Origin of the sequence: Pseudomonas reactans (assembly GCF_013385825.1) — a bacterium.
GTDB classification, from domain to species: Bacteria; Pseudomonadota; Gammaproteobacteria; order Pseudomonadales; family Pseudomonadaceae; genus Aquipseudomonas; species Aquipseudomonas reactans.
Genome location: NZ_JACAPG010000024.1, coordinates 84267 through 97994, shown reverse-complemented (window position 1 = coordinate 97994; position 13728 = coordinate 84267). Strand labels below are relative to the sequence as shown.

Genomic DNA, 13728 nt, shown 5'->3' with positions numbered 1-13728 from the left:
TCCTTGTTGAGAATGGATCTCACTATAACGACCACCCCACTAGACGGCATTGCACAGAATAGCCAGAATGTTTCGCAATTCAGCCAAGCGTAAAGTCGCCATGCAACACCACCGCCTCGACCAACGTGACCCTTCCAGAGTAAAGGACGCCGACCTGCTCCCGCGCGCCGTGATCGCCGTGAGTTCCACCAGCACGTCCGAGAGCTGGGAGCATGCACCGCATTCCCATCGCAAGGGCCAGTTGATGTACACCCTGCGCGGGGTGATTCATTGTCAGATCGAGGCCGGCATCTGGATCGTGCCGCCCCAGTGCGCGCTGTGGATTCCCGGCGGCCTGTCCCACGCCGCACGCGGTTCCGGCCAAGCGCAGGTGTATTGCCTGTTGATCGACCCGGACGCCGCCGGCGCCCTGCCCCCGCAATGCTGCACGCTGTCGGTGTCCGGCCTGTTGCATGAACTGATCAGCAAGGCCGTGAGCTTCCCGCCGTTGTATGAGGAGGACGGCGCGCAGGGCCGTCTGATCCGCACGCTGCTGGACGAACTGGCCCAGGCGCCCATTGAGGACCTGCACCTGCCAATGCCTCAGGACCCGCGCTTGCGGCGCCTGGCCGACAGCCTGCTGGCCGCCCCCAGCGACAAGGCCACCCTCGGCCAGTGGGCCGTGCGCATCGGCATGAGCGAGCGCAGCATGACCCGCCTGTTGCTGGAAGAATTTGGCCTGAGTTTCGGGCGTTGGCGCCGGCAGCTGCATGTAATCCTGTCACTACAACGCCTGGCCAGGGGCGACAGTGTGCAGCGGGTCGCCCTGGACCTGGGCTATGAGAACGCCAGCGGCTTCATCACCATGTTCCGCAAGGCGGTAGGCCAGCCGCCAGCACGTTACCTCGCTGATCGCGCCGGTGCGTCAACAGCCAACGCCGCCGCGACCATCGCATTGCACGCGCAACAGACGCCGGATCAGCGCTGAACCGGAATGCGAATATCACCGCCGCGACACTGGGTCTTCACACTTTTGGGGCAGCCGGCAAAGCGCAGTTCCTTGCTCAGGCACACCCGCACTTCGGCCAGCACCTTGCCCTTGCAGATCACCGCCACACTGTGATCGCCCATGGCTGGGTTGGCCTGGCGGAACAGGCGTTCGATGTCCTGTGCCTCAAGGTAACTGGGCACATTGAACGGCTGCAGTTGCTGCGGAATCTGAACTGCGCCCAGTGCCGCATCAGTGGCATCCAGGTAACGCGTGGGCCCCAAGCCGCTGCACGTGCCGTGTTTGGCCCACTCATGCTTGAGCAATGCCTGTGTGGGAAACATCAGCGCGCCCTTGGCCATGTCGTCGGCCGACAACCGCGATTGCGGGTCGCACGACGCCGGCCACCCGCCACGGGCGTACTGCGGCCATAACCCGTGCAATACAAAGCCGTAGCCTTTACCTGTGCATTGCTCGTTGTTCGGGTGCGTCAAGCAGAACGTGGGCGACCACGACAGCGACAACACATAAAAATCAAAGTCCCCTGCCGGGCGTTGCTCACGTGGCGCAGCCATTGCACTGGTGGCTATGACCAACCACACCAGCATCCAGTATTTCATCCGTCTATTCCTCGAAAAAACAAAACCCTCTTGCACCTACCCAGGATGATGGGGGTTACGTTGTAGCACCTTGTCGAGGATCCGATCGGTCTTCAACGCCTCGATCGCTTGGGAAGGGTGTTCGGCTTCCCCGCGAATATGGGCATTCATGGCCAGCACATGATGCCACTGGATATGCGCGTGGCAAGGCACCTCCAGCACTTCGTCCACCTCGCCTTCAAGGCGCAGTGGCTGGTCGTCGAATACGGCAAAAGTGATGCGCCCCTTGCTGCCGATCAACTCGACCTTGTCTTCGCGGCGGTCGGCGACAAAGTTCCAGCAACCCATGCCCAACGCGCCGGACGCGAACGTCCAGCAGGCAGTCACCGCATCTTCGGCGGCGTAGCGCCCGGCCTGTCGTGCGGTGAACCCCGAGACCTCGACGATATCCCCGGCCAGGTACTGGAACAGGTCAAACCCGTGGCTGGCCAAGTCGGCAAAATAACCACCACCGGCGATGAGCGGGTCGGTGCGCCAATTGGCGGCACTGGCATCGTCGGCGCCTGGTGGCTTGCACAGGGTCCAGGTCAGGTGGCGCAGTTGGCCGATGCGCCCGTCCTGCAGCCACTGACGCACCTGCTGGAAACGCGGCAGCGAGCGGCGGTAATACGAGACAAACAGGTGCAGGCCGGCACGCTCGAAAGTGCGCTGCATCAATGCGCTTTGCTCGGCATTCAACGCCATCGGCTTTTCGACACAGCAGTGCTTGCCCGCGGCGGCCACCATCAGGCTGTACTCGAGGTGGCTGTCAGGTGGCGTGGCGATATACACCGCATCCACTTCGGGATCGTTGATCAGGGCCTGGGCGTCGGTGTAGAAGCGGGCAATGCCGTGGCGTGTCGCATAATCGCGCACCGCGTCTTCACGGCGCCCCATCACGGCCACCAGCGCAGAACCTGGCGCTTTGTAGAAAGCGGGTCCACTCTTCAACTCAGTGACACTGCCACAGCCGATCATGCCCCAGCGTACGGTGCTCATCTGCTCTCCTCGTGCGTTTTGATCAATCGGGCAGTATCCACATCCCCACACGTCAGCGCCATAACCACTTAGCATGACAATTGCATTACACTTTTATGACACCCATCCTGCTGAGGGGCACAGACGATGAAAATAAGGGCCACGGTCATTTGCGAACACGAGGGGCATATCCTCTTCGTGCGCAAGGCCAGATCGAAATGGGCGCTGCCGGGCGGCAAGGTCGAACGCAATGAGCGGCCGGTTGGCGCGGCTGAGCGCGAGCTGGAAGAAGAAACCGGATTGAACGTGGACGGCTTGTTGTACTTGCAGGAGCTCAAAGCCCGCGACACTCTCCATCACGTGTTCGAAGCGTCGGTGGTGAACATCGCCGATGCAAAACCTTGCAATGAAATAATCGATTGCCAGTGGCACCCCCATGGCGCCATGGATGACCTGGACACCACGGACGCCACCCGACACATCGTTAAATCCTTTCTACGTCGCCTGTAGTTCAGCGCTTTGGCCACTGGCCAACAGACCTCGCTTCACCCCGCCATTCTCTTTCTGCCGTTCGACAAAGGACCTGACGAACGCGGCAGCGGCTGCGTGCGCCACCGGTACGGCCATGGCTTGGCGGATGGTCATGAAATCGTCCTGCACCAAGCGCCTTTGCGCGGTGACCTGGGTTTGCAGGAAGTCCCGCACCCCTGCCGCCGCATCCAGCGCTTGTTCGATAAACCAATCTACTGCAGCCGCTGAGGTGGGCGACCTTACCAGTTCGGCATGCTCGACCGTTCGGCTCAAGTACAGATCGTAGGCCGCGCCCTGGCCGACGGCGATGCGTCGGCCCGGCGCATCCAGTTGTGCGACGTGCGTAAAAGGTGAGTCTGCCGCCACCAGATACGTGCCCTTGATCGCTACATACGGCGCGCTGAAGGCGATTTCCTTTTCACGCACTGGCTCGATAGCCAGGAACGCCACGCGCCAGACGTCCTCGGCCAAGGCCGCGAAGACCTTACCCGCCGCCTCAAACGTGATGAGCTGCAACTCTACACCCAGCTCTGCAGCCAGCGCCTTGGCCAGCGCCACGGAAACACCCTGGGGCTCTGCGTTCGTACCACGTTGCGCCAGCACCGGGTTGCCGAAGTTGATGGCGGCGCGCAGCACGCCATCGGGGGCCAATTGTTGCAGTACGCGGGGGTCAATCATCAAGCGCTCCTTGGCGGGTCCGTTGCACGGTCTTGCGGATCACAAACGGCAACACGCCGCCGTGCACAAGGTAACCAAGCTCTTGCAGCGAGTCGAGGCGCAACGCTAACGGGCTCAGGGTGACACGGCCATCGGCACGATCAATCTGCAGCGTAATCGGGTTCTCGCCCACCTGCAGATTATCCAAGCCAAGGAAGGTCAGGCGCTCGCCGCCGTCGAGCTGCAAGTGCTGCACCGTCTCCCCTTCGCTGAACACCAACGGCAACACGCCCATGCCAATCAGGTTACTGCGATGAATACGCTCGATACTGCGCGCCACAACCGCCTTGATCCCCAGCAGGCTGAGCACCTTAGCCGCCCAATCGCGGCTGGAGCCCGCACCATAGTTGTTCCCGGCGAACAGCACCGTCGGCGTGCCGACGTAGCTCTGCGCGGCCAGGTACAGCGGCTGGTAGTGGCTGTGATCGGCATTCCACGCCCACACGCCCTGGCGTGGTGCTTGCGAAGGGTCCAGCAGGTTGTTCAGGCGCGGGTTGGTAAAGGCACCGCGCACCATCACCTCGTGGTTACTGCGGCGGGTCGAGTACTGGTTGAAATCCACTTCGGCCTCGCCTCTCTCCCGCAGCCATGCACCGGCCAGGCTCTCGTACGCAATCGTGCCGGCCGGTGAGATATGGTCAGTGGTGACGTTATCGCCCAGCACCACCAACGCCCTTGCATCGCGCACCGACAAGCGCGTCGCCGGCAACGGCTGCACATCCGCCAGGTACTGCGGACGGCGCAAATAGGTGGAGTCCGGATGCCAGGCAAACTGCACGCTGCCATCGGCCTCCAGCGCCTGCCAGTGATGCGTGCCCTGCCACAGCAGTTCACTGCGCCGCTGGAACAACGCGGGTCGCACCACGTGCGCGACTTGCGCCGCCACCTCGGTATCACTGGGCATCAACTCATGCAGGTACACCGGTCTGCCCTGGACGTCCAGTGCCAGCGGTTGGCTGGACAGGTCGATGTCGATGCTCCCGGCAATCGCATAAGCCACGCACAATGCCGGCGATGCCAGGTAACCGGCCGGGACTTTCGGGTTGACCCGACCTTCGAAATTGCGATTGCCCGACAGTACCACCACCCCCTTGAGCCCTTGCTCGGCGAAGGCCTCCACATGCGCCTCAAGGCTGCCGGAGTTACCGATACAGGTCATGCAACCAAAGCCCGCCAGCTCAAAGCCCAGCGCGGCAAAGTCCTCCAGCAAGCCTGCCGATTCCAGATAATCCGCCACCACCCGCGAGCCCGGCGACAACGAGGTTTTCACCCACGGCCTGCGCCCCACGCCGCGCGCCCGCGCATTACGTGCCAGCAACCCGGCCTGGACCATCTGCGCCGGGTTGGCGGTATTGGTGCAACTGGTGATCGCGGACATCACCACCGCGCCGTGAGTCAGCGGGGCATCAAAAGACGGCTCGAAATACTGCTGCCCGGTCTCACCCTGCACATGCTGGTGAAACGAGGCACCCGCCTGCGCCAGCGACTGACGCTGATGGGGCTGGTGCGGACCGGCCACGCTCGGTTCCACCTGGGCCAGATCCAGTTCGATCGACTCATCGAACTGCGGCTCAGGCTCACCTTCCTGGCGCCACAGCGACTGCGCCGCCATGTAGGCCGAGACCTTGGCCAGCAACGGCGCCGGCCGTGCGCTCAATTCCAGGTAAGACAAGGTCTCGTCATCGAATGGGAAAAACACCACCGTCGCGCCATACTCCGGCGCCATGTTCGCCACCGTGCCCCGGGCCGCCCAACTCAATGATGCCAGCCCCGGCCCGCTGAACTCGACAAACTTGCCCACCATGCTGCGTCGACGCAGTAATTCGGTCACGGTCAACGCCAGGTCCGTCGCCGTCACGCCAGGGCGCAAGGCATTGCTCACGCGAATCCCCACCACCTGCGGGAATGGAATCGGCACCGGCTCACCGAGCATCGCCGCCTGCCCTTCCAACCCACCCACGCCCCAGCCCAATACACCGATGGCATTGATCATGGGCGTATGGCTGTCGGTGGCGACCATGCAATCGGGATGCAGCAGCACACCGCCGTCAGCAGCGGGACTTTCCCACACCACCTGCGCGATGGACTCCATGTTCATCTGGTGGATGATCCCCGTACCTGGCGGGATCACCTTGAAGTTGTCCAGGCTGGCCTGGGCCCACTTGATAAAACGGTAGCGCTCGCTGTTGCGGCGAAAGTCGATGTCCAGGTTGGCATCCACCGCACCCGCTTCGGCGTAGTGCTCGACAATCACCGAATGGTCGATGGTCAACACCGCCGGGATCGCCGGGTTCACTGCTGTCGGGTCGCCGCCCAGTTCCGCCACCACATCACGCATCCCGGCAAAGTCCGCCAAGGCCGGCAGGCAGGTGGTGTCATGGAACATCAGGCGATTGGGCTGGAACGGCACCTCGCAGTCCGGACCTTCGCCCGTGGCGCGCGCCAGCACGGCAGGTAATGAGGCCGGGGCGCACCGGGCGATGTTTTCCAGCAGAATGCGCAGTGAATACGGCAGTCGGTGCAATTGCGCAGGCGTCAGCAGTTTATGCAGGTCGATATAGGCGTAGCGCTGCCCGTCGATGTGCAGGTGGTTGAGAGCGTCACTCATAACTGCACGAATACCCGTTCGATGCGCGCCAGGCCCCAATCCAGTTCCTCGCGGGTGATGGACAATGGCGGCGCAATACGCAGCACGTTTTCGTGGGTTTCCTTGGTCAACAGGCCCTCGGCAAGCAGCGCCTCACAGATCGGGCGCGCATCGCGGTCCAGTTCCACACCGACCCATAATCCACGCCCGCGAATCTCGCGGATCGCTGGGGATTTCATCGCTGTAAGGCGTTCCACCAGGTAATGGCCGAGCTGCGCGCTGTTGTCGATCAGGCCTTCGTCCTCCAGCACATTCAGGGCTTCCAGACCAATGGCGGCGGCCAGCGGATTGCCGCCGAAGGTCGAGCCGTGGCTGCCGGCATCAAACAGATCCATGATCGAGTGATCCGCCAAAAACGCCGACACCGGCATGATCCCGCCACCCAGCGCTTTACCCAGGATCAGCGCATCCGGGCGAATGCCTTCGTGCTGGAAGGCAAACCACTTGCCGGTACGGCCCAGGCCCGACTGGATCTCATCGAGGATCAGCAAGGTGTTGGTCTCATCGCACAAGGTGCGCAGCTCGCGCAGGAACCCGGCTGGCGGCACACGAATACCCGCTTCACCCTGGATCGGCTCGATCAACACCGCGCAAGTGTCAGCCGTGATTGCCTGGCGGAAACTCTCGATATCGCCAAAGCGTGCCTCGGTAAAACCGTTGCAGAACGGGCCGAAGTCGGCCTTGTAGTCCGGCTCGGACGAAAAGCCGACGATGGTTGAGGTGCGCCCGTGAAAGTTGTTGTCGGCCACGACGATCTTTGCCTGGTTCGCGGCGATGCCCTTGACCCGATAGCCCCAGCGACGGGCCGCCTTGATCGCGGTCTCCACGGCTTCGGCGCCACTGTTCATCGGCAGCGCGGAATCGAAGCCACTGATGCGGCACAGCGCCTTGAGGAAGTTGCCCAACGGCTCACTGTAGAACGCCCGGGACACCACGCTGATCTTGTCGATCTGCGCCACGGCGGCGGCGCGGATACGCGGGTGCACATGGCCGTGGCTGACGGCGGAATAAGCCGACATCATGTCCAGGTAGCGCTTGCCGTCATCGCCAATGGCCCAGACGCCCTCGCCCTTGACGATGACCACCGGCAGTGGCGAATAGTTATGGGCGCAGAATTGGTTTTCGAGGGTGATTGCCGGGTTGGAGTGCATGGAGAGTCCTGCCTAGTAGATATCGGATCAAGCGCTGAGCAGCTTGCCGCTGCGAATCGGTGTAGCTCCGGAGACACGACCCAACGGGTCCCCCGGTTTCACAAACCGCACATCTCGGCGCATGTACAGCACACCGGTGTTGTGACTGTTGACCGTGACGGTCTTGCCGCTGTGGGGGTCGACGATATCGAACAGCGCCTGCCCTGCTTCGATCCGGCTGCCCACCGCCGCACGGTGCACCAGCACCCCGGCACTCGGTGCGTAGAACTGCTCGCTGCCCGCCAGCGGCGTGGCCGGGCTGCGCAGCGCCGGCAAAGGGCGCGGGGTGCCATCGATGGCGCCGAGGTGGGTCAGGTAATCGATGATCGCGGTGGCGTCATGGTCCGCCAGCTCGTAAGACACGTCACGCTGGCCACGGTGCTCGACCGTCACCGCGATGCTGCTGTCCGGGATCGGAAAACGCGCGCCAAAACGCTCGCGCAGGTTGACCCACAGCAAGTACAGCGCTTCGTCAAAGGAATTGGCCTGGGAATCAGTCGCCAGCAAGGTCGCCTCGGCACCGATGTAACGGGCCAATGGCTCGATGGTCGGCCACACCGACTCACCAGTGTAGAGGTGCATTGCCGCTTCGCGAGAGCAATGCAGGTCGAGCACGATGTCGGCATCGTGGGCCAGCAGCATCAGGGTCTGTTGCAGCGACTGGTACTCATCCATCGGCTGGGCGGCGCGCAGGCATTCACCCCAGGCCTGGCGGATCAGCGTGCGGTTGACGTCGATGTCCTGGCCGAGCCGGTGCTCGATTTTTTCGGCGATGGCCTGATAAGGCACCGGGAATCCACGGTTGTAGTTGCGCCCGCTGCCCAGTTCAAAACGGCCACTGGGCGCGCCCAGGATGTATTGGCCCAGGCCGGCCGGGTTGGCCACGGCCACCAGCACGATCTGCGCGTTGAGGCGGTCGGCATTTTCCAGCGCCGCCAGTTGCTGGCGCAGGTGCGCAGCCACCAGCATCGCCGGGGTTTCATCGGCATGCAGCGCCGCCTGGATATAGATTTTCCGACCGGCACCCACTGCACCGTAATGCTCACTTTCCACGTACCGGTGGGTGCCCTGTGTCGCTTGCAGCAAGGGGTGTTGTCTAAGTTTCATAACGCAGAAGTCTCGATATTCGAGTGACAGAACTTGAGAAAATACTAACGAGACCGGGTGATCGCCTGTAAGGGCGGCCGGGGCTATCTTGATCTGCAAAACCGATCAGCCCAGGCCGCCCCGCCTGTGGCTACCAGAGCGCCAGGGTGTAGCCCAGCAGCACGCGGTTTTCGTTGACGTCGTTGTAGAAGTTGCCCTTGGCCAGGGCGTTGCGCCAGCGCATCGACACGCCCTTGAACGGGCCGGTCTGCACCACGTAGCTGATGTCCAGGTCGCGCTCCCATTCACGGCCTTCGCCGTTGAAGCCGATCACCTCAGCCGAATCACCCTTGGCGTATTTGATGCCGAACAACAGGCCCGGCAGGCCCAGGTCGGCGAAGTTGTAGTCGTAACGCGCATGCCAGGCGCGCTCCTTGGTCTGGGTGAAGTTGGTGAACTGGTATTCGGTGAACAGGTAGCTGATGGAGCCATCGAGGTAGGTGAACGGCGTGGTGCCGTACTGCTGCTGGAAGCCGCCGCCGATGCTGTGACCGCCATACTGGTAGGTCAGGCGTGTACTCAAGGCACGGTTGTCGACGTTACCGGCCAGGCCCGCACCGTCCTTGTCGGCCTTGAAGTAGCGCACGTCGGTCTTCAGGTTGCCCGGCCCCAGGCCAAAGCTGTTCTTGAAGCCGCCGTATTGCTGATGGTAGATGCTGTCCAGCTCGGCATAGTGGTAGCTGAGCAAGGTGTTGGGCGTCAGCGAGTAATCACCGCCGGCGAAGCGAAACTGGTCGCTCAGGGCCGTGCTTTTGTAGACCTTGCTGATGGTGGTCAGCTTCATGTCTTCGTAGTTGGTGGAGTCGCGGTCCTTGGCCTGGTCCAGTTGGCCGAGGCTGATCTTGAGGTTGCTGATGTCGTTGGACACCAGTTGCGTACCGCTGAAGGATTGCGGGAACAGGCGGCTGGTGTTGGGTTGCAGGGTCGGCAGGTCCGGCACCAGGTAGCCCACGCGCAGCTCGCTCTTGGCCAAGCGGGCCTTGGCGGTCACGCCCAGTTTGGAATAGCTGTCGGAAGCCCGCTTGTCACTGTCACGCTGCAGCAAGCCGGTGCCGGACTTGTCCGGGCTGGAGTCGAGTTTCACGCCAAGCATGCCGATGGCATCCAGGCCAAAGCCCACGGTACCGTCGGTAAAGCCCGACTTGATCCCCAGCAAAAAGCCTTGGGCCCATTCGGCACGCACCGATTGGCTGGCCTCTTCACGGTAGTCACGGTTGAAATAGTAGTTCTTCAATTCCAGCGTGCCGCTGCTGTCCTTGATGAAGTCGGCATGGGCGGCGAACGGGATCATCCCGCTGCTCACGACGCCTACGCCGGTGATGAGTTGAGTCAGGGATTTTTTCATTTTTTTAGCTCCTGGCAGTGTGGGGGTTGGGGTGTTTTTATTGTTCTTCGGGCATGGCTTCGCCGTTCGCGCAAATCCGGGATTTGCGCGGCGGGCAAAGTCAGTCCTGGGTTACAGCGCTAGCGGTACGGGGCCCTGGCGGATGCGGTAGCCACCGTTTTCAAGCTTCTCCAAGGGGCTGGCAGCGGCCAGCAACTTGCGGGTGTAAGGGTGTTGCGGGCGGTCGAAGATCTCATCGCGGGCGCCCATTTCCACCACCCTGCCCTCGCTCATCACCGCCACTCGGTGGGCGATGCGTTCCACCGCCGCCAGGTCGTGGGAGATGAACAGGCAGGCAAAGCCGTATTGCGCCTGCAGGCGTTCGAACAGCTCCAGAATCTGCTTCTGGATGGTCATGTCCAACGCCGAAATCGGCTCGTCGGCAATCACCAATCGAGGATGACGCACCAGTGCGCGGCCAATCGCGACACGCTGGCGCTGGCCACCGGAGAGCTGGTGCGGGAAGCGGTCGACAAACTGCTCGGCTAAACCGATGTCCAGCAGGGTCTTGGTGACCCGTTCACGTTTCTGCTCGGCACTCATGCCGGGCACATGGCGCAACGGTTCGGCAAGAATGTCGCCGATTTTCATGCGCGGATCGAGGGACGAGTACGGGTCCTGGAAAATCATCTGGCATTGCAGGCGATGCTCGCGGTTGCCGGACTTGAGAATGTCCACTCCTTCAAACTCGATAGCGCCGGCACAGGCCTTGTTCAGGCCGACAATGGCGCGGCCGAGGGTGGTCTTGCCTGAACCGCTGCCGCCCACCAGCGCCAGGGTTTCCCCCGGTGCAATGCTGAGGTTGGCCGAATGCACCACGCGTTTGAACGCGGTGCGGCCCCACAGGCTGCGCGGGCCAGGATGCTCGATGCACACGTCCTTGACCGTCAGCAGCGGGCCGTCGGCCTGGGGCAAGTCCGCCAGTACCCCGCGACGTGGCAAGGCCTCCAGCAACTGCCGGGTGTACTCGGCCTTGGGCGCCAGCAGAATCTGTTCAATGGTGCCCTGCTCCACCGCGCGGCCTTCGCGCATCACCACCACCTTGTGGGCGTAGCGCGCCACCAGCGACAGGTCATGGCTGATGAACAGAATCGCCGTGCCCTGCTCGCGGGTGAGGTCGAGCATCAGCTTCAACACGTCCAGCTGCGCCAGGCAATCCAGTGCGGTGGTGGGTTCATCGGCAATCAGCAGCGCCGGGCGCAGCAGCATCACCGAGGCAAGCATGATGCGTTGGCGCATGCCGCCGGAGAACTCGTGGGGAAACGCCGTCAGGCAACGCTCGGCGTCCTTGATGCCGATATGGCCGAGCATCTCCAGGCTGCGCTCGCGGATCTGCGCATCCGTCAGCTTGGTGTGCAGGCGCAGGCCCTCGGCCATTTGCTCGCCGATGCTCATGGACGGGTTCAACGAGACCATCGGTTCCTGAAACACCATGCCGATCTTGGCCCCACGCAGCTCGCGCAATTGCTCAGGCTTGAGGCTGTTGAGGTCGTGCCCCTGGAAGCGCACCTGGCCGCCACAGTGTTCCAGCGGCGGCGGCAACAGGCCGATGGCGGCGCGGGCGGCCATGGTCTTGCCGCTGCCGGACTCGCCCACCAAGGCGACGATTTCGCCGGGAGCGATGGTGAAGCTCAGGTCATTGACCGCCAGCGGGCCGTGAGCACCGATGCGGATTTTCAGGTGATCGACTGCCAGTAATACGTCAGTCATGCTCATTTACTCATCCGTGGATCAAGGCGGTCACGCAAGGCGTCGCCACACAGGTTGAACGCCAGCAACGCCATGGCGATGCAGACACCGGGAAACAGCCCCAGCCAACTGGCCGTGGCGATGTACGGCCGGCTCGCCGCGAGCATGTTGCCCCAGGTCGCCGCCGGCGGCGGTACGCCCAAGCCGAGAAAACTCAACGAACTCTCCGCAAGAATTGCCCAGCCGAACATGCTGGTGGCCAGCACACACACCGGCGCCACGCAGTTCGGTGCGATGTGGCGCAGCATGGTGTAGAGCTCGGAGTTGCCGATCACCCGCGAGGCTTCGACAAACTCCTTCTCCCGCAGCGACAGCACCGTGCCGCGCACCACGCGCACCACTGAAGGCGTATAGGCCAGGCTCAGGGCGAAGACGATGCCGTACAGGCTCGGGCCGATGATCGCCATCAGACCCAGGGCCAACAGGATGCCGGGGAATGCCAGCAACGCGTCATTGATCATCATCAGGCCACGGTCGACCCAGCCGCGCAGGAAGCCGGCCAGCAAGCCGAGAAACGTACCGGCGATAATCGCCATGCTCACCGTGAGCACACTCACCCACAGGCTGGTGTGCGCGCCGATCATCAGGCGGCTCAACACATCGCGGCCATATTCATCCGTGCCCAGCCAGTGTGCGGCGGTCGGCGCCTGCAAGCGCGCCAGCAAGTTCAGCGCCAGCGGGTCGTGGGGCGTCCACACCAGGCCGAGCGCGGCCATGATCAACAGCAAGCCCAACAGGAACGCACCGATCAGCGCGTTCAACGGCGGCACGCGCCAGCCCCTGGGGGCACGCACCGGTGCAGGCAACAGCACCTCGGGTGCAACAGGCAGTGGCTTATTCATAACTTAACCCTGGGGTCGAAGAGCGGGTACAGCAGGTCCACCAACAGGTTGACCAGCACATAGACAAAGGTCACCAGCAGCAGGCAGCCCTGCAGCACCGGGTAATCCCGGGCGTAGATGGCGTCAACCATCAGCCGGCCGATGCCCGGCAGGGTGAACACGGTTTCCAGCACGGCGATGCCGCTGAGCAGGTTGCCGAGGATCAGGCCGATCAGGGTCAAGGTCGGTGCAAATGAGTTGCGCAGCGCATGGCGCCACAGCACCGCACGCTCCGACAAGCCTTTGGCCCGCGCATGGGTGATGTACTCCAGGCGCAGCACTTCAATTGCACTGGCCCGCGCCATCCGCGTGATCGCACCCAGCTCCACCAACGTCAGGGTGACAATCGGCAGCACAATGAAACTCAAGGCTTGCCAGGGTGATTGGCCGAACGACACGTAACCCACCACCGGCAACCAGCCCAGCTTGATGCCAAACGCATACAGCAACAGCAGGCCGAGCCAGAAGCTGGGGATCGACAGCAACAGCGTCGCCGTCGATACCACGCCGAAGTCCAGCGCGCTGTCCTGTTTCCACGCCGACAGCAAACCCGCCGGCACCGCAATCAAGGCCGCCAACAACACCGACACCAAGACAATCCCGGCACTCATCTGGAACCGATCCAGGATCAGCGGCAACACGGCCTCATTGGTGGTGATCGAATGCCCAAGGTCACCGCTGAGCACCGCCTTGAGCCAGATCACAAACTGCACCGGCAACGGCTGGTCCAGCCCCAGGGACGCACGCGCCACCTCCAGGCTGTGGGCATCGGCCATGTCGCCAAGCATCAACAACGCGGGATCACCCGGAACCAGACGGATGATCGCGAACACCATCAGCGAGATCAGCAACAAGGTCGGAATCGACATCGCCAGGCGTTGGGAGATAAAACGAAACATC

At 62.7% G+C, this 13728-nt stretch carries 12 protein-coding genes; 2 read left to right on the top strand and 10 right to left on the bottom strand.

The window, feature by feature from the left end; genetic code table 11:
* The first annotated feature begins 100 nt into the window (after window positions 1–100).
* Complete coding sequence (locus tag HX868_RS28385) at window positions 101–967, top strand: AraC family transcriptional regulator (RefSeq protein WP_177005197.1); 867 nt, start codon at window positions 101–103, stop codon at window positions 965–967.
* Here the strand turns inward: HX868_RS28385 and HX868_RS28380 are convergent.
* Together HX868_RS28380 and HX868_RS28375 are read right to left on the bottom strand one after the other, a co-directional pair.
* Window positions 958–1587 (bottom strand): ribonuclease T2 family protein, encoded by a 630-nt coding sequence (locus tag HX868_RS28380; RefSeq protein WP_177005119.1) that lies wholly within the window; start codon window positions 1585–1587, stop codon window positions 958–960. The genes HX868_RS28385 and HX868_RS28380 overlap by 10 nt on opposite strands.
* A 36-nt stretch (window positions 1588–1623) precedes the next feature.
* The gene (locus HX868_RS28375) at window positions 1624–2604 is read right to left on the bottom strand and encodes a Gfo/Idh/MocA family protein (RefSeq protein WP_177005118.1); all 981 of its coding nucleotides are present in this window, start codon (window positions 2602–2604) and stop codon (window positions 1624–1626) included.
* 126 nt (window positions 2605–2730) lie between these two features.
* Here HX868_RS28375 and HX868_RS28370 point away from each other — a divergent pair, with 126 nt between their 5' ends.
* Window positions 2731–3093 (top strand): NUDIX hydrolase, encoded by a 363-nt coding sequence (locus HX868_RS28370; RefSeq protein ID WP_177005117.1) that lies wholly within the window; start codon window positions 2731–2733, stop codon window positions 3091–3093.
* Here HX868_RS28370 and HX868_RS28365 read toward each other — a convergent pair.
* The 8 genes from HX868_RS28365 to HX868_RS28330 all read right to left on the bottom strand — a co-directional run bounded on the left by HX868_RS28365 (window position 3079) and on the right by HX868_RS28330 (window position 13727).
* The gene (locus tag HX868_RS28365) at window positions 3079–3792 is read right to left on the bottom strand and encodes a transporter substrate-binding domain-containing protein (RefSeq protein ID WP_177005116.1); all 714 of its coding nucleotides are present in this window, start codon (window positions 3790–3792) and stop codon (window positions 3079–3081) included. The genes HX868_RS28370 and HX868_RS28365 overlap by 15 nt on opposite strands.
* On the bottom strand, window positions 3785–6439 hold the full coding sequence (gene acnA / locus HX868_RS28360; protein ID WP_177005115.1) for an aconitate hydratase AcnA: 2655 nt from the start codon (window positions 6437–6439) through the stop codon (window positions 3785–3787). The genes HX868_RS28365 and acnA overlap by 8 nt, the downstream gene beginning before the upstream one ends.
* Window positions 6436–7629, bottom strand: a complete 1194-nt coding sequence (gene rocD / locus HX868_RS28355) for an ornithine--oxo-acid transaminase (protein WP_177005114.1) — start codon at window positions 7627–7629, stop codon at window positions 6436–6438. Before rocD ends, acnA begins: the two co-directional genes overlap by 4 nt.
* Before the next feature lie 27 nt (window positions 7630–7656).
* Window positions 7657–8775 (bottom strand): succinylglutamate desuccinylase/aspartoacylase family protein, encoded by a 1119-nt coding sequence (locus HX868_RS28350; RefSeq protein WP_177005113.1) that lies wholly within the window; start codon window positions 8773–8775, stop codon window positions 7657–7659.
* A gap of 130 nt (window positions 8776–8905) precedes the next feature.
* Window positions 8906–10159, bottom strand: a complete 1254-nt coding sequence (locus HX868_RS28345) for an OprD family porin (protein WP_016977186.1) — start codon at window positions 10157–10159, stop codon at window positions 8906–8908.
* 111 nt (window positions 10160–10270) lie between these two features.
* Complete coding sequence (locus tag HX868_RS28340; protein ID WP_016977187.1) at window positions 10271–11914, bottom strand: ABC transporter ATP-binding protein; 1644 nt, start codon at window positions 11912–11914, stop codon at window positions 10271–10273.
* Window positions 11911–12789 (bottom strand): ABC transporter permease, encoded by an 879-nt coding sequence (locus HX868_RS28335; protein ID WP_177005112.1) that lies wholly within the window; start codon window positions 12787–12789, stop codon window positions 11911–11913. Before HX868_RS28335 ends, HX868_RS28340 begins: the two co-directional genes overlap by 4 nt.
* A complete protein-coding gene (locus tag HX868_RS28330) occupies window positions 12786–13727 on the bottom strand; it encodes an ABC transporter permease (RefSeq protein ID WP_016977189.1) in 942 nt (313 codons plus the stop codon). Before HX868_RS28330 ends, HX868_RS28335 begins: the two co-directional genes overlap by 4 nt.
* Window position 13728 lies beyond the last annotated feature (1 nt).